This window comes from Massilia mucilaginosa (assembly GCF_011682145.1).
Classification (GTDB): domain Bacteria; phylum Pseudomonadota; class Gammaproteobacteria; order Burkholderiales; family Burkholderiaceae_D; genus Telluria_A; species Telluria_A mucilaginosa.
This window is the reverse complement of the sequence record NZ_WHJH01000007.1, coordinates 107904-125346: the sequence shown is the minus strand read 5'-3', so window position 1 is coordinate 125346 and position 17443 is coordinate 107904. Positions and strand designations below refer to the sequence as shown.

General features: G+C 71.4%; 10 protein-coding genes. All 10 read right to left on the bottom strand.

Annotated elements, in window-relative coordinates; genetic code table 11:
- Positions 1-25: 25 nt before the first annotated feature.
- Entirely contained in the window at positions 26-514 is a 489-nt protein-coding gene (locus F2P45_RS09140) for a DUF805 domain-containing protein (protein ID WP_166873161.1), read from the bottom strand.
- 67 nt (positions 515-581) lie between these two features.
- On the bottom strand, positions 582-1091 hold the full coding sequence (locus F2P45_RS09135) for a DUF805 domain-containing protein (protein ID WP_187367157.1): 510 nt from the start codon (positions 1089-1091) through the stop codon (positions 582-584).
- A complete protein-coding gene (locus F2P45_RS09130) occupies positions 1079-3892 on the bottom strand; it encodes a bpX6 domain-containing protein (protein ID WP_166873158.1) in 2814 nt (937 codons plus the stop codon). Before F2P45_RS09130 ends, F2P45_RS09135 begins: the two co-directional genes overlap by 13 nt.
- A 36-nt stretch (positions 3893-3928) precedes the next feature.
- Positions 3929-5707 carry a hypothetical protein gene (locus tag F2P45_RS09125; protein ID WP_166873155.1) on the bottom strand — a complete coding sequence of 593 codons (1779 nt, stop codon included), beginning with the start codon at positions 5705-5707 and terminating at the stop codon, positions 3929-3931.
- Positions 5704-7341, bottom strand: coding sequence for a hypothetical protein (locus F2P45_RS09120; RefSeq protein WP_166873152.1), 1638 nt, complete (start codon positions 7339-7341; stop codon positions 5704-5706). The genes F2P45_RS09125 and F2P45_RS09120 overlap by 4 nt, the downstream gene beginning before the upstream one ends.
- Positions 7338-7763 carry a bpX5 domain-containing protein gene (locus F2P45_RS09115; protein WP_166873149.1) on the bottom strand — a complete coding sequence of 142 codons (426 nt, stop codon included), beginning with the start codon at positions 7761-7763 and terminating at the stop codon, positions 7338-7340. Before F2P45_RS09115 ends, F2P45_RS09120 begins: the two co-directional genes overlap by 4 nt.
- On the bottom strand, positions 7763-8899 hold the full coding sequence (locus F2P45_RS09110) for an AAA family ATPase (RefSeq protein ID WP_166873146.1): 1137 nt from the start codon (positions 8897-8899) through the stop codon (positions 7763-7765). Before F2P45_RS09110 ends, F2P45_RS09115 begins: the two co-directional genes overlap by 1 nt.
- A gap of 137 nt (positions 8900-9036) precedes the next feature.
- Positions 9037-9498 carry a DUF805 domain-containing protein gene (locus F2P45_RS09105; protein ID WP_166873144.1) on the bottom strand — a complete coding sequence of 154 codons (462 nt, stop codon included), beginning with the start codon at positions 9496-9498 and terminating at the stop codon, positions 9037-9039.
- Entirely contained in the window at positions 9495-11603 is a 2109-nt protein-coding gene (pbpC, locus tag F2P45_RS09100; RefSeq protein ID WP_166873140.1) for a penicillin-binding protein 1C, read from the bottom strand. Before pbpC ends, F2P45_RS09105 begins: the two co-directional genes overlap by 4 nt.
- Positions 11603-17221 (bottom strand): alpha-2-macroglobulin family protein, encoded by a 5619-nt coding sequence (locus F2P45_RS09095; RefSeq protein WP_166873137.1) that lies wholly within the window; start codon positions 17219-17221, stop codon positions 11603-11605. Before F2P45_RS09095 ends, pbpC begins: the two co-directional genes overlap by 1 nt.
- Between the last annotated feature and the right edge of the window lie 222 nt (positions 17222-17443).

Sequence of the window (17443 nt, the reverse complement as noted above, 5' to 3'; positions counted from 1 at the left end):
GCATCGCGCCACCCCTCGGCCTGCCTCATCCGATCTCGAACTGCGCCGCAATCAGCGTCACCCCCAGCATCAGTATGCCCCACATCCCCGCCGCCACCAGGGTCGTGTTCCCGGACGGCGGCGGTCCGTAGCGGTTGCCGCCGCCGTCGCCGGCCCGGTACAGCAGATAGCCGATCAGCAGCAGATTGAGCGGCGGCGCCAGCATGAGTAGCGCCCACCATCCCGGCCGTGCCAGATCGTGCAGGCGGCGCCGCGTCATCGCCAGCGCGATCGCCAGCGCGGCCAGCGCTGTCCCCAGTGCAAGCAGCTGCACCAGCCCGCGCCGCTGGCCCAGGCCGAACTGGCCGATCAGAAACGCCAGCACGATCAGCAAGACGAGCGCCGGCAAAAAACCATACACCAGGTAACGCAAGCGCCCGATCCGCCCGTCCAGGCTGAACGGCGTCGGCGTGTAGCTGGCGCGCGGATCCGGCACCGGTGTCGTCGATGCCGGCGCTGCGTACGGATTATCCAATGGTCTCGCTCCCGTTAGTGGCCCAGCGTTGGCGCTGGCGTCGTTTCAAGCTGAAACGCTTGCCATATCATACCGGCAGTGTGAGAGCGGCGAGCAGGTACAGGGCCAGCAGAATACACGGCGGCAGCGCACAGGCCAGCCACGCCCCCCGGGTCAAGGCCGCCACGCCCGAGGTGGGCGCCGGGCCGTGCGCGTTCGCCCCGGGATCGCCGGGGGCGCCCAGCAGATACAACACCAACAGCAGGTTCAATCCCGGCACCACGAGCAGCAGGCTCCACCGGCGCGGACGGTCCAGGTCGTCGAGGCGGCGCGCGGCGACGATGAGCAAATGCGACAGCAAGGCCAGCAGCGCGAGCCCGATCACGACAGCCATCAGGAAAATCCAGTAAACCATGAACGTCGGCGCCAGCAGCAGCAGCGTGGCGCAGGTGGGGAAGAGCGAATACATCAGGTAACGCCCGCGCCCGATGCGCCCGTGCAGGCCGAACACCGAGGGCGTGTAGAACGCGCCCGGCGCCGGGGCCGCGTAGGGATTGTCCGTCTCTTCCATGCCGCCGCCCCCGCTCAGCTCAGGCACAGGCTGTGCGCCAGCCCGGAGGCGCAATCGATGTCGACCAGGCGCCCGGCCCGGTCGAACACCAGCAGGCGTCCGTCGTGGAAACTGAAGCGCGCCTCATCGTCCTGCGCGAATTCGACGCGCGCGCGCAGCTTGCCATCGGCCAGGGTGACGATCTGGCAGCAGACCGCCTGTTCCACCGCCGCGATCAGCACCAGCCACTTGCCGTCGATGAGCACGGTGCGCGGCGTGTTCGACCCCAGCGCCACCGTCACCGGCGTCGGCTTGCCATGCTGGACCACCAGCAATTGCTCGTTCATCCAGTCGGCGGTCGCCAGATACGGCGCCTCGCCCGCGGGCCCCGGCAGGATCGACATGCCCTCGTACCAGGCGATGTCGCTCCACCAGTCGCGCTGGCGCAGGTGGCGGCCCGGCTGCTCGTACGACCACTGCTCGATGCCGTCGTCGACCTGCAACAGCATGGTCAGCGCGCCGGCCCGGTCGGCATAGCTGACCACCGGGCCCGGCAAGTCCGCCACCTGCCACACGATGCTTTGCCGCGGCGCGCCCGTGTCGAGCACCGCCAGGCGCCGCTCCATGGCCACGTTCCACGACACGCCATCGTAATCGGGCGACCAGTGCTTCAGTTCCAGCGTGAGCCAGTCCGACACGCTGGCGCCGATCAGGTCCAGGCGGCTGACCCGGTATGTGCGCTCGCGCCCCATCAGCGCCAGCGCGCGTGTGCCGTTGTGCGAGATCACCAGGTGCGCGGCCGGCACCGGATAATGGGCCAGCTGGACGCCGTCGCGCCCGATCCGCACCACCCCGCTCTCGCCCAGCGCCAGCAGATAGTCGCCGTCCGGCAGCGCGCGCGCGTCGTGGATCGGCATCAGGCCGCGTTCTTCCAGGCGCAGCGCCAGCGGCTCGCTGCGCCCGCCGAGCGGCAGGCCCGGCGCCGGGTGATCGTCCCTGGTCGACAACAGCGGCAGGTCGGCGCGCAGCGCGTCGCTGGCGGCCAGGTCGGCCAGCTGCACCAGCACCGTCTTGTCGAGCCGGCTCAAGCCTTCCATCCGTTCCGGCAGTACAAGGCGCAGCAGCGCGCCCGCCACCCGGCGCGTGGCGTCCGAGGCCGGCAAGGCGGCCACCAGCGCCGTCGCCATGCGCGCGCGCCGCTGCACGCCTTCCTCGCCCGGCGCCGCCAGCAGCGCCTCGATCGCCGCCGCGCTCGAGCGCAGGGTGCCCGGCATCAGCGCCAGCTTGCGCGCCAGCGCCTGCAGGCCCAGGGTGCCGCCGCCGCGCTCGGCCTGCACCAGCCAGCCCAGCGCCAGCGCATGATGCTCGGGCAAGGGCCAGATGACATCGATCGCCGCCATCAGGTCGCCGCGCGCGGCCAGGTACTCGGCCCAGGCGCGCCGCAGCGGCGCCGCGTGCTCGCTGTCGCCGCTTTCGAGCAGGCGCACGCCGGCGTCGAAATCGTTGTGCAGGCGCGCGACGCGCACCGCGCGCTCGATCTCGCCGGCCAGGAGCCACAGCCGCACCGCCACCGCCGGCGCCAGTTCCACGGTGCCGGCCAGTTGCGCCGCCTGGAGATAGCGCTCCTTCTTTTCGAGATAGGTGACCGCCTCCAGCGGACATTGCAGCAGTTCGGCCAGCACGTACACCGCTTCGTCGATGCGCCCTTCGCGCTCGAGCTGCTCGAAGCTGCGCCGGTATTTTTCGCGCAACCGCGCGACCAGGTCGTCCGCCAGGCCGATCGACGGCGCCGACGGACTCGGGCCGCGCACGGTCAGGCTGGTGCGCGGCCGCGGCCTGCCCAGCGCCTGCGGCGCCGCCGCGCCGCCGATCGCATCGATCGGCACCGCGCGGCGCAGCGCTTCGGCCAGGTCGCCCTTGTCGAACAGGTCGAACAAATGCTGCAGGTAGGTGGCCTGGCGCCAGCCCAGCACTGTCGACACCCGGGTCAGCGATGCCAGGCGCGCCATCAAGGCCGACAGGCGGCGTGCCAACGGCCCCGGCCCGGCGCGCCGGCCTGGCCCGGCGCCGTCGTCCTGCCCCGCACTCTCCTGCGCGTCCTTGCCCGCGGCCTTCGCGCTACGCTTGCCCGTAGCGTACGTTGGCACATGTCCCGCGCCCACCCTGCGGCCCTGCCCTGCGCCCGCGCCCTGCGCCGGACCCGCCGCGCGGCCGGCGCCGAGGCCGCGCGCCAGCAGGCCCAGCAAGCCGAGCGCCGCGCCGGCGGCCAGCTCGGCGGCGCCCGCGCCGGACGGCTGCGGCGTGTCTTTGGCCTGCGGGTCGCGCCGAATGCGCTCGCTCGCCTTCTGCTCGAACACGATACTGTCGGCACTGCGCACCGGCATGGCCTCGCCCAGTACTTCATGCAGCGCCATCGGGACCTGCACGGCCGTCTCGGCCGGTGGACGCGGCGGCGCCAAAGGCTGGCGCAGCGCGATCGCGTCCAGCGCCAGCCACGGCGCCGGATCGACGCGCGCCTGCGGCACCGCCGCTTGCGCCACGCCGCCCCGCACCAGCCAGTAAGCGCCGGCCGGGAGCGCGCCCAGTTCGGCCGCCGTCAGCGGCGCGCTGCTGAGCACGTCGCCGACCTGGCACAATGCCAGCGCGTCGAGCGACTCCACATGCCGCCAGCGCGGCGCCGGCCAGGCCAGCAGATAGCCGCCGCCGGCCTGGAACAGCTGCGACCCGGCCTGCCAGTGCCCCAGCACGCGGCGGCGCGCCTCGGCCTCGCCCAGCAGGGGCAAGTCGAACCACAGCGCGCGCACGTCAAGGTGGCCGCTGAACAGCGGTTGGCGAATCTCAATATCCATACGGACCTCTATCGGGAATGACATGCACGCGCGCGCTCATGGGTACACTTGCAGCGGCGGCGTGTAGTGCAGCAGCGCCAGCTCGCTGTGCAGCCGGCGCACGAACAGTTCGTGACTCCCGCTCAGCAGCCAGCTGATGATCTGGCTCGATGGGTCCAGCGTCAGGTGCGCGATCGGAAAATGGGCATGCAGGATCGTGCGCCGCTGCGTCGCGCCGCGCAGCTCCACCGTGCAGCGGTCGGGATTGATCACCAGCAGCGCCAGCTCGGGACTGTCGGACGCCAGGCGGGCCACCCCGATCACCGTGGCGCCGTCGCCGATCGCCAGGGTGCGCGAGGCGCGGCCATGCACCAGCAGCCATTCGGTGCCGCTCACTTGCAGGCCCAGCATGTGCTCGGGAGCGAGGCTGCTCACTTCGCCGTACAGCACGCGCAAGACCGGCCACTCGAACACCAGGTCGTCGACCGGCGCCGGCGCGGCGGACTCGTAACGATACAGTCTGGTGTGGCCGTCCGCCACGCTGGCGTAGAGCAGCCGGTTCTGGCACTGGACCGCGCCGACGACGCCGCCGGCCACCAGTGCGAAGCTGGTCGCGCCAGTAGCGCCACGCCTGGCGCTCCAGCCGACCAGGCGCGCGGCGCTATCGATCATCAAGACCTGGTCGAAGCTGGCCTTGTGCAGGAAGAAGGTCGGCAGCCAGCGCCCCGGCCCGCGCGCCGCCGCGAACTGCTGCGCCGGCGGGCGCGCGCATTCGCAGCGTTCGAACGCACCGCCGAAATGGCGGAAGATCAGGGTCTCGCCGCACGCGGCCACGTCCGCCACCCCGTGGCTCAGCGGCCAGATGCCCAGCACGCTGCCGCGTTTCGGCGCGCGCTGGCGCCGCGGCGCCGGCGCAATGGCGGCGTGCGCGTCCAGGTAAGAAAAACTCAGCGTCCCGCCATCGGGCCGCCCTGTCACCACGTGATCCTGGTAAATGGTAAAGCGCGGCGCATGCTTGAGCGAGGGCGTATCGCGCCCGCCCATGCGGTTGCGCGCCGGCTTGGCCGGCTCGCCGCCCGGAAAGCGCAACAGGCGCACCGCGCTGGCCGGCGCGGGCAGGTCCAGCAGCATGTGGCGCGCCCTGCCCTGCTGCGTGATGCCGACCTGCAGGCCATCCTCGGACAGCGCCTGCCCGATCGTGGCGCGCGCGCTTTCGCGCCGCAGCGCCACGGCCTCGGGCGCGCCCACCTGCCAGAGCTCGGCGTGCGGCGCGATGCCGGCCAGCAGGCCGTTCCAGCCGTCGCGCGCGGCGGCGCCCGCGCGCAGCAGCGTGCGCGCGCTCATCAAGCGGAACAGCGCCTGCTGGCCGCAGTCGGCATGCAGCGGGCCGGGCGTTTGCAAGATGCCCCAGCCGAAGCTGGCGCCTTCGTCATGCGCGCGGCGCGCCAGCAGGATGAACAGCGCCAGGTGCACCAGGCGCGGCTCGCCCAGTTGCGCCGGACCGGCGTCGAACAGCGCCACGCAGGTGCGCGCGCGGCGCTGCACTTGCGGCTCGGGCGCGCCGAACAGCAGTTCGCCGGCGGCGGCGCGGCGCAGGAATTCATCGGGCGCCGCGTCCAGCACCGCCCACTCGCTCAGGAGCAGGCGATGGTAGGGGCCGCGCCGGGAAATGCCGCCCACCCCCACCGGCGTGCGGTCCGGGCCGGGCGCCAGGCCCGCCATGCGCCCCACCAGCGGCTGCAGGCGCAGCAGCATCTCGCCCAGCGGCGCGGCCAGGTGATCCGGCAGCAGCGCCAGCCAGGCGCTCCACGGCGCCAGTTGCGCGGGCAGCTTCATGCGGGACGCGCGTCCGGCAGCGCGGCCTGGTCGGGAATCACGTGCAGCAGCAAGCCACCGCCATGCAGCGCGCGCACGCACAGCTCGTGGGTACCGGCCAGCATCCAGCACAGCAGCTGCGCGCGCTGGTCGGTCACCAGATGCACCATGGGCAGCCCGGTGACCAGCACCACCTGGCGCAGCGTGGCCGTGCACAGGCTGGCGCTCTGGCGGTCGGCGCTCAATACCAGCAGCGCCGGCTGCTTGTTCATATGGCTGGCCGATGCCCGTACCAGTGCGATGACTGTGGCGCCCTCATCGACCTCGACCGTCTGCATGTCGGCGCCGGCCGCGAGCAGCCATTGCGTCGCGCCGACCTGCACGGCGAGCCGCGCCAGGCTGGGCATGCCGATGAATTCGCCGAACAGCACGCGCCTGGCGGCAAACGGAAAACAGATCGTCGCAGCGTCTCCATGTTGCGAGATGGCGTGGATGGTCGTCTTGCCGCCGGCAACGCTGGCGTAGCCGAGCACCTGGGTACCCTGGGCCACGCTGGCGCCGCCGCTGGCCACCACCCGAAAGCCGATCTCGGGCTGGCCGCGCTCGGCGGACCATTCAAGCAGGCGGCCGGCGCCATCGAGCATGAAGACGTACTGCATCCGGTCATGAAACTGGTAGAAGGTCGGCAGCGGGCGGCCGCCACGCCCGGGGGCCTGGAACTGCGCGGGGGGAGGAAGCGGGCAGCGCCGGCTATTCGTGAACTCGCCGGTAAAGCCGTTGAAGATCATGCTCTCGCCACTGAGCGCGACCTGGCCCAGGCCGGCGCGGCCGCCGAACAGCAGCTGGCCGGCCAGCCTGCCGCGTTTCGGCAGGCGCCGCCTTACCGGCATGCCGGCGTGCGGCTCGAACGCGTGATGCAGGGAAAACTCCAGCGTGCCGCCATCGAAGCGGGAGGCCAGCACTTTCGTGTCCGACAAGCCGAAGTGCGGCGCGTGCTCGGGCGTGGGCGCGTCGCGCAAGCCGGTGCGCAAACGGCCGTTTTCAGCCAGCGCCGCGACCGGATGGCGCACCAGGCGTTGCACGATGCCGGCCTGCGGCAGCGCCAGGCGCAGCGCGTGCACGCCGCCCTGCCGCGCCAGCGTCACCTGCAGCGACGCGCCATCGGGCGCCACGGCCACGGTCACCCGCGCCGTCATGCGCGCCAGCGCGGCCGTGCCGGCGCCGCCGATCTGCCAGAAATCGTCGGGCGCATCGTGCGAGGCCTGGTCCGTGTTCCAGCCATCGAGGTCGGCCTGGCCGGCCGGCAGCGGCGCGCGCACCGTCAGCAGCGCGCCCAGCGCATGCTCGTCGGCGCTGAAGCGCGACCGGCCCGGCGCTTGCAGCACGCCCCAGCGCAAGTGCATCCGGGCCGCCCGCGCGCGCCGCGCCAGCAGGATGAACAGCGCCATGTGCAGCACGCGCGCGGCGTCCGGCTGGCCCGGACCGGCGTCGAACATGGCCACGCAGCGCATGCGCGGACAGGCATCCGGCGCCAGCGGCGCCAGCAGGCCGAGCAGCGGTTGCAGCTGCGCCATCATCGCGCGCAGCGGATCGGCCAGCCCCGGCGGCAGGCTGTCCAGCCAGGGATCCCAGCGGTCCGGAAGCAAGGTCGTCATGCCGCGAGTTCGCGCGCCAGCCAGGCCAGCCTGGCCCGGTCCAGCGCAAGCGGCTGGCCCAGAGGCAGCACTTGTTCGGGCGCGTCCCACAGCAAAAAGGGCAGGTGCGCGCCACGCCCGGCCAGGTTGGCCAGCACCAGGTCGAGCGGCGCTTGCGGGGCCGTGTCGGTGGGCAGCCACAGCATGCGCTGGAGCGGGTCCGCGGCGCAGTAGCGCGCACCGTCGACCCACGGCAGCGCGGCGCCGCGCCCGAGCAGCACCAGCATGTCGCGCGTGGCCACCGCCGTCAGTGCGGCAAGCGCCTCGTCGTCGCAGCGCGCCAGGCGCGCCAGTACCTGGCGCAGCGCGCCGCCCTGCGACACCTGGCCGCGCGCTTCCGGCGCGCTGCCGGCGGGGCGCGCCATCCATCCCAGCGGGCTCATTACGCGCCCTGCACGGCCACCACCAGCTGCGCGCGGCGCGCCGACAGTTCCGGCGGCAGGCTATCCTTGCCGAAGTTGGCGTCGATTTCGCGCAGCAGCGCTTCCGCCGGGCCACGAAAGGCGGCCCCTCGGAAGGCCTCGCCGCGAACGGCGCCGAGCAGCTGGTCGGCGCTTTCGGCCAGGCGCGCGATGCGCGCCAGCGGCTGCTGCACGGCCGTCTCCACCACCGCGTGCAGGAGCGGATGGCGCGCTTCGGCCAACAGCTCGCGCAGGGTTTCGCGCGCGCTTTGCTGGCCGGCGGCGCTGGGCACCACGTACACCAGCGGCCACAGGTCGGCGCGGGTGGCGACCGTGCGCCCGGCCAGCACGGCGGCCGCCGCGATCAGTTGCTGGGCCTTGACGATGCGCCGGTCCGACAGGACGATCTGGGCGCCGCGCAATTTGCGCACCGCCTGCGCCAGGTCGGCGCGCACGGCCTGCATGTCCACCAGCGGCACCGCGCGGTGCAGGGCGTCGAGCGTGGCCATGTCGGCGCGCGGCGTGATGGCGCGCTGGCCAACCGCCCAGCCGCCGGCCAGCAGGTCTTCCAGACGCGCGTCCGGCACCGCCTCGACGAAAACGTGCAGCAGAAAGCGGTCGGCGAAAGCGGCCAGGCTGTCGTCGTCGGGCAGCGCGTTGGACGCGGCCACGCACAGCCGCAGCGGGCAGGCGATATGCGTGTGGCCGCGGCGGAACTGGCGCTCGTTGAGGATGCCCAGCAGCGTGTTGAGGATCGCGGTCGAGCCGAGGAAGACTTCATCGAGAAAGGCGATGTCGGCTTCCGGCAGCATGCCGCCGACGTCGGTCTCGACCAGCCCTTCGCGCAGCTTGCCCAGGTTGACCGCGCCGAACAGTTCGGACGGCTCGGTGAAGCGCCCCAGCAGGTACTCGAAATAGCGCCCGCCCAGGCTTTGCGCCACGCGCCGCACCACGGCGCTCTTGGCGGTGCCGGGCGGGCCGATGACCAGCAGGTGTTCCTGCGCCACGGCGCCGAGGATCATCAGTTCGGCCAGATGGTCGCGGTTGATCAGGCCATCGGCGGCTTCGCGGATGGCGTCGCGCAGGGTCGCTGCGGCGTGGTTGGCTGGGGTAGTCATGGGCATGTGCGGTGCGGCTGGCTCGTGCCCGCGTCGGTGCTGCAGGAACTTTTGTTGCCGAGGTTTAAGAATTGCAATTATATCAAACTAAACCCGGCCGAATACTTGTTTTGGAGCATTAACAACAGCCGCCGCCGTCATCCCCCGAGCGAGCGCAGTACCAGCGGAACGCCGGCCAGGGGCGCCAGGCACCACGCACCTGCGGCCAGCGCCATCGTGTTGCCGGGTGGCGCTGGTCCGTAGCGGTTGGGCGCGGGGTCGCCCTTCTTGCACAGCAAATAGCAAGCCAGCAGCCCATTGACTGCCGGCACCAGCATCAGCAGCGAGCACCACGGCGACACGCCGATATCGCGCAGGCGCCTGGCCGTCATCAGCGTCGCGATCGCGGTGAAGCAGAGCGCGACAACGAGCGGCAGCGTCTCCATCAAAAGAATGTGCACGATCAGGCCGAAGGGACTGTGCCGGCCCGTCAGAAACACCATCAGCAGGAACAGCAGCACGCCCGGCAGCATGGTGTACACGAGGTAACGCAGGCGGCCGATGCGGCCGCCCGTGCGCGCCACGGCGCCATCCTGCCCGCTGCCGCCATGCCGGGTCATTGCGCCGACGCGGCCGGGATGGCAGCGGCCGCGCCGCGCACGCTGAAGCGGGTCGCCGCGACCACCTTGTCGTCGGCGTCGACCAGCGCCAGTTCGTGCTCGCCGGCGACCGGCTGCCAGGCGTGGCTGGCCGAGCCGGCGCCCAGCGCCACCCCATCGAGGCGCCACGCAAGGCCCTGCGCCCCCTGCGCGCGGAATACCACCCGTTCGCGGCCGGCCGGAATATCCGGGTCGAGTGCGATCACGCCGGCCTGGCCCGGATACAGGATGGCCGCGCGGCGCTTCTCCGCGCCCGCCAGGGTCACCTGCGCGCTCTCGGTGCCGCGCACGAACCATTCGCGGCGCGGCGCTTCCAGGGCCGGCTGGTAGCTCACCGTTTGCTGCACCAGCCCGGGCGGCACGGCCGGGGCGCGGCTGGGCAGCGCGCGGTGCAGGCGCTCCATCACGTCGCGCCACACGGGCGCGGCGCCCGTCACGCCCGACACATCCCACATCGGACTGCCGTCGAAATTGCCGACCCAGACCGCCACCGTGTATTTTTCGGAGTAGCCGACGCACCAGTTGTCGCGCATGTCCTTGCTGGTGCCGGTCTTGACCGCGCTCCAGAATGCGGTCGCCAGTTCGTTGCGCAGCCCGAAGGTGAGGCTGCGCGCCGCCCGGTCCGACAAGATATCGCCGACGATGAAGGCGCTCTTCGCATCGAGCACGCGGGTCTTGGCCTGCGCCGTGCGCGGCTGCAAGGTGACGCCGCCATGCAGGCCGCCGTTGGCGAGCGTGCGGTAGGCGTTGGCCAGCTCCAGCAGCGAAACGTCGCCCGAGCCGAGCGCCAGCGAGTAGCCGTAAAATTCGGCCGGCTCCGAGAGGCTGGCCATGCCGAGCGCGCGCAGGCGCGCATGGAAGCGTTCGAGGCCGGTCAACTGCAGCATGCGCACGGCCGGCACGTTGAGCGAACTGGCCAGGCTGGTGCGGGTGCTGACCCAGCCCTTGAACTGGCGGTCGTAGTTCTGCGGCACGTAGGGACCGGCGGCAGTGGCGATTTCCAGCGGCGAATCGTCCTGCGGCGAGGCCGCCGTGATCCAGCCGCGCTCCATCGCCAGCTGGTACAGAAACGGTTTCAGGGTGGAGCCGGCCTGGCGCAGCGCCAGCACGCCATCGACCTCGCTGGCGCCGCCGTTGGCGACGTAGGCCACGATCTCGCCGCTCTCGTTATCGATCGCCACCAGCGCGCCTTGCGTGACATTGCGCTCGCGCAGGGCGGCCAGGTGGGCGCGCAAGGTGTCGGCGGCATCGCGCTGGATGCCGGCGTCGAGCGTGCTGCGCACCTGGCGCGCCGCGCCTTTGAGCAAACGCTGCGCCACCTGCGGCGCCTGCGTCTGCACGGCGCTGGCGGACGGACGGCTGAATGCGGCCGCCACGTCCCATTCGATGCCGGCGCATTTGGCCGCCGGGTTGATCTCCCTGGCCAGCGCGCAGGCGCGCTGCGCCACCACGCGCGGCGCCGCCGAGGGGGCGCGCAGCAGGCTGGCCAGGATCGCCGATTCGGCCTGGTTCAATCCCGATGGCGCCTTGCCGAACAGGCCCTGCGCGGCCGCGCCGATGCCTTGCAGTTCGCCGCGAAACGGCACCAGGTTGAGGTAGGCTTCCATGATCTGGGCCTTGCTCCAGCCGGTTTCGAGTTCGCGCGCGGCGCTGGCCTGGTCCCATTTCTGGCCCCAGCTGCGCCCACCGGCGCCGGCGCGCAGGCGCTCGTCGACCAGCGCCGCCAGCTGCATGGTGATGGTCGAGGCGCCGCGCGCGCGGGTGCGCAGCAGGTTGTCCCAGGCGGCCTTGCCGAGCGCGCCCACATCCACGCCGTCGTGCTGCATGAAGCGCCGGTCTTCGGCGTGCACCAGCGCCAGGCGCATGGCCGGCGAAATGTCGGCCAGTCCCACCCATTGGGAGCGCCGCACCGCCATGTCGATACGCAGCGAATCGATCGGCACGCCGTGGCGGTCGAGCAGCTGCGCGTCCGACGCGCGGTAGGCCGCCCTGACCTGCTCGGGCGTGGGGACGGCGGCGGCGCTGGTGGCGACAGCGACGGCCAGCAGCGCGGCAAGGCCTCGCATCAGCGCCCCACTTCCAGCGCCGCATTCGGCAGTTCGCCCGACAGCTCGGGACTGTACAGCGCTTCGACGCGGGTCGGCGGCAGGTTGAAGCGGCCCTGGTTATTCAGGCGCACGGTGTAGTCGATGCTCCATTTGCCCTTCGGGACGAAGTCGTAGTAGGCACGGAAGGCTTCGAAGCTGCGTTCCTCGTACACCGGTTGCAGGCCGCCGGCCTGGCGTTCGGCGCCGGGCACGGTGATGGCGTCGCGCCCCAGGCCGTTGCCGAGCAGCGTGGCGCTGGCCGGAATCGGGTCGTCCAGCGCGACCCAGCTCATGTCGGTTTGCGCTTCCAGGTCGAGCCGCACGCGGTAGGTATCGCCGCGCGACCAGGCGCCCTTGACCTTCTGTTCGAGCGGCGTGATGGTCTTGACGATCTTGTAGCCGTTCGCCAGCGGCGCCTTGAGTTCGACCGCCGCCAGGCTTTGCACGATGGCCCACGGCTTGCCGCTGCCGTTGTGCGACAGGACCAGCTCTTGCTGGCCGGCGCCCCACGGATGGTTGACCACGGAGACGCCGCGCGCATTCCAGTTCGCCTCCTTGACCGTGTTGCCCAGGCCCGCGCTGCTGCTGCCGGTGACCGCCTCGCGCTCGAACTTGCGCGAGAATTTGTCCAGCGCCAGCACGCCCCAGGCGTTGGCCAGGGTCGAGCCCCAGCGCCCTTTTTGCTGGCGTGCCAGGGTGCCGCGCGCCAGGCGCCCCATGTCGGCCTGCCAGGACGCATCGTCGATCACGGCCAGCAGCAGGCGGTTGGCGTTACTGTCGGGCGAAGCCATGAGCCACCACCAGTTGTCGTTGGCTTCTGTCGAAAAGGCCAGGCCCGCGCCCTGCAGGTTCAGGCGCGCGCGCAGCACCTGCCGCACTTGCGCTAGTTGGGCGTCGCGCTGCGCCAGCGCGGCGCTGCGCTGGAGGATCAGGTACCAGTCGATGACCGCCGATGTGGGCCACAGGTTCGGCTCGATCGTGAACGATTCGAGCAGCTCCGGCGCCACCGGGCGCGTGCGCGACAGCGCTTCCAGCGCGGCGATCTTGCGCACGGCCGTGTCGACCCGGGCCACGCGCGCCGGACGCGTGACTTTGCCTTCGACGAACTGGCGCAGGCCCTGCTCCATGCGCTCCTTGAGCGCGGGCGCGAGCGGCAGGCCGGCTTCGGCGCTGACCGACAGCAGATAGGCGGTCAGGCTGTCGCTGCCCTGGAGCTGGGTCGGGTAGTACTTGACCAGGCCATCGGCGTCGACCTGCGCCGGCAGGGAGGCCGCCAGCTTGTTCCACAGGGCCGCGTCGCGCAGGGCCACGGCGCGCGAGGCCTCCTGCTCGACGCCGCCGTACTTGTAGGCCGTCATGTAATCGCGCACGCCCGGCAGGCTGGCGCCAAGACTGGCGACAAACGTGGCGCGCACCCCGCCCTGCCCCGCCAGGGCGCCGGCCGGGGCCTGCACTTTGATCGTCTGCGGCTGCTCGATGCGCACCAGGGTCGACTGAAACGTGCGCACCGGGACCGCCGGCAGCACCTTCTGGCCGATGCGCAGCTTGTCGGTGGCGCCGCCGCCGCGGGCGTCGATGGTCCACGCCAGCGCGCTTGCGCCGGCCGGCACCTGGTAGTCCCAGCCGGCTTCCTGGGCCGCGCCGGGCGCCAGGGTCAGGCCCTGGCGCGCCAGCACCTTGGCGGCGCCGCCGTCGGCCGCCACACTGGCGCCAAGATCGACCGTCAGTGCGGCATCGGTGGTGTTGCGCAAGGTGAAGCCGGCGCGCAGGCGGTCGCCTTCGCGCACCAGCGCGGGCAGGCCCGGCAGCACGATCAGGTCCTGGCTGCTGCGGATCTCGGTCTCGCCGGTGCCGAACATGGCGCTGCCGCCGCTGGCCACGGCCACGATGCGGAACGAGGTCAGGGTGTCGTTGAGCGCGACCGGCACGCGCGCTTCGCCTTTGGCGTCGAGCACGATGCGCGGATTCCAGTACAGCAGCGTGTCGAACAGTTCGCGGCTGCCCTGGCCGCCGCCGCCACCGTGCGGCGCGGCCTTGCGCCCGAAGTGGCGCTTGCCGATCACCTGCATCTGCGCGGTCGCCGTTTGCACTTGCAGCGCGCGTTCCTGCATCATGGCGTTGAGCAGGCGCCAGCTACGGTTCGGCATCAGTTCCAGCAGGCCCGCATCGACCGCCGCCAGCGCCACTTCGGTCCCAAGCGGCGCGGGCGAGCCGTCGGCGCGCGTGACTTTCACGGTCACGCTGGCGTTCTCGCGCACCTTGTAATCCTGTTTGTCGGTGCCGACCCTGACCTTCAGTTCGTGCGCGCTCCAGCCCACCTGCACCGGCGCGATGCCCAGTTTGTAGGAAGGTTTGCCCAGGTCGACCATGGCGGTCGGCTGCACCCCGGCCACGCGCCCGCGCACCACCAGCGCCGACACATAGGCGTTGGGCGCGTATTTGCCCAGCATGGGGATGGTGAAGGTCGGCTCCTTGCCGTCAAGCGTGCGCACGTAGGTCTCGAGGATGCCTTCGCGTTCGACCGTGATCAGCGCGCTGGCGTCGCGGAACGGGCTGCGCACCTGGAAGGTGGCGTCCTGGCCCGGCTCGTAGCGCTTGTCCGAGGGCAGCAGGTCGATGCGGTCGTTGTCGCCGGTCTGGAACCACATCTCGGCGGCGCCGGCCACCCACATGTCGCGCTGGGTGACGGCCACGCGCTGCCCGGCATCGCGCGCGCGCGCGCGCAGGATCAGGTTGCCGTTCGCCTGGGTGCCCAGTTCGCAGCGCAGCAAGCCCTTGGCGTCGGTGCGGCCCTGGCAGGCCGGCCCCACGCGCGTGATCTCGCTGCTGTTTTCGTAGGCGTAAAAGCCGCCGATCAGGCGCCGCCGGTGGGTGTAGCTGGTGCGCTTGAACAGGTCGACATCGACCGCCACGTCCGCCGCCGGCTTGCCGCCGACGCCCAGCACCACCACCTCGAAGCTGCTCTTGTCGCGGGCGGAGACCGAGTCCTCGGCCTTGATGCCGACCACGTACGCCGCGGGCCACAGGGCGATGCGGGTCGAGGTGGACAGGGTTTCGCCGTTGGCGTCCTGGTACGACAGCTCGGCCACCAGGTTGCGCGCGACGTCCCCTAGCGGCAGATCGTCGATGCGCACGCGCGCGCCGCCGGCCTTGTCGAGCACCAGCGCGCGGGTGCGCACGTCGGTGGCGGCGGGGGCGGCGCCGTCGCTGTCGCTGTCGTCGTCGTGGTCGAAGGGCGCTTCCTTCTGCACGCCTTCGCGCACATCGCCCGCGCCCAGGGCGTAGTGCTCGTAACCGGGGAAGGACAGCAGTTTTTCTTCGGTCAGGGTGCGCAGCTTGACCGGCGCCCTGGCGGCCACGCCGCCGGCCAGGTAGCCGACCTGCAGGTCCAGGTCGAACGCGCTGGCGCCGACCAGCGGCGCGGACGGGCCGTTCAGCAGCGCCTTCATGGTCGGCACGCGGAACTGCTCGACGCGGAAGCTGCCGGCTTCCTGGGCCCCGATCCTGACGGTGTAGACACCGAGCTTGGCGCCTTGCGGAATGACCCACTCGTTGGCGGCCGTGCCGCTGGCGTTCCAGCGCAGCGGCAGTTCGTACGCGGTGGCGCTGCCCTGGTGCGTGATGGTCATGCTGGTGGCCCTGGCCTCGACGCTGGCGCTGTCGAACTCGATGCCGCGGCTGCCGCTGCGGCGCAGGAAGTGCTTCATGTGCGCCGTTTCGCCGACGCGCAGCAAGGTGCGGTCGAACACGGTGGCGACGATGCTGGTGCTCGCGTCCGGGATGAACGGCAGGTTGAAGCGCCACGATTCGATGCCGTTGTCCCAGTCCGACAAGGTGAAGGTGTAGTCGCCGCCGCTGCGGGCGCTGACGAACATGCTGCCGGGCCCCTCGCGGCAGTCGCCGCGCGCCAGCGGCTGGTCGATGCGGGCCACGCCGGCGCCGTCCGTCACGCCCTGCCACAGCAGCTTGCCGGCGCAGTCGCGCACCGCCACCGCCGCCTTCGGCACCGGACGGCCCTTGTCGAGCGAGGTGACCCACACCAGCGAGGAATCGGCGCCGTGCTTGAAGTGGGCCGCCATGTTGGTCACCAGGGCGCCGGCGCTGACGTAGGCCCTTTCCTTTTTGTCGAACAGGGCCACGCCCAGTTTGGGGCTGTCGAATTCGACCACGTAGAAGCCGGCCTTGGGCAGCGGAACGCCGATCACTTCGAACGGACGGCCGGAGGCCGGCGCGGGCAGCGTAAACGCTTCCGGCTTGCCGCTTTTCAGGCCGGCGAACACGGACTTGGTGTGGTTGTCGTTGTAGCCGTTGCCCAGGCGCTTGAGCCAGGCCATGACGTCAAGATCCTGGCGCTCGCCCTGGACCGCCACGCGCAGCATGGCGCCGGCCCCGCGCAGCTTGCCCGACAGCCTGGTTTCCACATTGCGCACCGTGACCGGCAGCAGGCGCTCGGTGCGCGCTTCGATGATGCCGAATTTGGCCGGGAACTTGATCAGCGGCGGCAGCACATCCATCCTGATCGTCATCGGGAACTCGTGCTGGTTGACCAGCGCGCGGCCATCGTCGTTCTTCAGCCCGGGCGGCAGCGCCAGCGTGAGGATGCTCTTTTCGGGGAAGGGACCGTGGAAGGACAGATTGTTCACCGGGGCGGCGCGCGCGCTGTTGCTGTCCCAGTAAGGCGCATAGCGCTTGCCGGCGGCGTCGGTGAGGGTGATTTTTTCGGCCTCGGCGCGCGTCACCGGCTCGTTGAAGGACAGGCGCAGCGGCAGCAGCGGCACGCAGGGACCGCCCGCGGTCAGGAAGTCGCAGCTGAAGCGGGCGCTGAAATCGGCCCTGGTAACGAACGCCAGCGACTGGTCGGCGGCGGAGGCCACGCCCCCCGGGCCTTCGATGCCGGCGCCCCACACCAGCGACACGGCGGCGCCGGGCGGCAGCATGCGCTTGCACTGCACCAGCGCCAGCGGCAAGTCGTCCTTGCCCCTGGGCTGGGCGCCGCCGCGCCTGACGTAGTCCTTGAGGTAGCGCTCGACGAAGCCCTTGCGCGCGGCCAGCACCTGCTCGCGTTCGGCCCCGGCCAGCACGCGCACGCCGATGCGTTCGTTGATGCCTTCCACCGTGCACCAGGCCTTGGCGGCGATGCTGGCCGGACGCGCCGGGGCGTCCAGCCCGAGGATGAACACCTGCTGCTCGTCGACCGTGTCGCCCTTGTACGGCGCGCTCTCGCGCACGCCCGGGCCGCCCGTATCGAAGGCGAAGCGCGCCGTGCCGGCCAGCGGCTGGGCGGCCAGGTCGCGCAGCTCGGGCTTGAGGGTGAAGCTGCAGCGCACGCCGGGCGGCAGGTCGCGCGCGAAATCGAAGCTCCAGATGCGGGCGTCGAGCCAGCGCCCGCTGCCCGCTTCGGCGCAATCGATGCTGAACGGCTCGGCCAGGCGGGCGTCGCCGAAGGCCACCATCGGGGCCGAAAAGCGCGCCGTCACCTGGCGTATCTCCTTGACCGTGCCGGTGGGCGTGAACGCCTCGACCGTGGTCTGGGCCCGGGCCGCCAGCGCCAGGCAAGCCAGGGGAAGCAGACTCAAAAATTTGGACGGGGCGCGCATGGTTTCTCCAGGTGGGACAAGATGCCAGCTTGGGCCCGCACTCTGTTGGCGGGCTTGGCGGGAATCAAAGCAAGGCGGCGAGTGTTGCAAACATCCCCCGCGCTGTCAACAATATGATCGTTTTTATACGCCCGCTCACGGACGAGCCTGTGTGCAGCGCAGCAGGTTTATGGTTAGAATGATCCGTTACATTGCCGCCGCACAGCGCTATCCGCGCGCAGC

What these genes read in the sequence shown, in the direction of transcription:
- F2P45_RS09130 (WP_166873158.1), bottom strand. Translation starts at nt 3,892, where the DNA reads ATGGATATTGAGATTCGCCAACCGCTGTTCAGCGGCCACCTTGACGTG.
- F2P45_RS09125 (WP_166873155.1), bottom strand. Translation starts at nt 5,707, where the DNA reads ATGAAGCTGCCCGCGCAACTGGCGCCGTGGAGCGCCTGGCTGGCGCTG.
- F2P45_RS09120 (WP_166873152.1), bottom strand. Translation starts at nt 7,341, where the DNA reads ATGACGACCTTGCTTCCGGACCGCTGGGATCCCTGGCTGGACAGCCTG.
- F2P45_RS09115 (WP_166873149.1), bottom strand. Translation starts at nt 7,763, where the DNA reads ATGAGCCCGCTGGGATGGATGGCGCGCCCCGCCGGCAGCGCGCCGGAA.
- F2P45_RS09110 (WP_166873146.1), bottom strand. Translation starts at nt 8,899, where the DNA reads ATGACTACCCCAGCCAACCACGCCGCAGCGACCCTGCGCGACGCCATC.
- F2P45_RS09105 (WP_166873144.1), bottom strand. Translation starts at nt 9,498, where the DNA reads ATGACCCGGCATGGCGGCAGCGGGCAGGATGGCGCCGTGGCGCGCACG.
- pbpC (WP_166873140.1), bottom strand. Translation starts at nt 11,603, where the DNA reads ATGCGAGGCCTTGCCGCGCTGCTGGCCGTCGCTGTCGCCACCAGCGCC.
- F2P45_RS09095 (WP_166873137.1), bottom strand. Translation starts at nt 17,221, where the DNA reads ATGCGCGCCCCGTCCAAATTTTTGAGTCTGCTTCCCCTGGCTTGCCTG.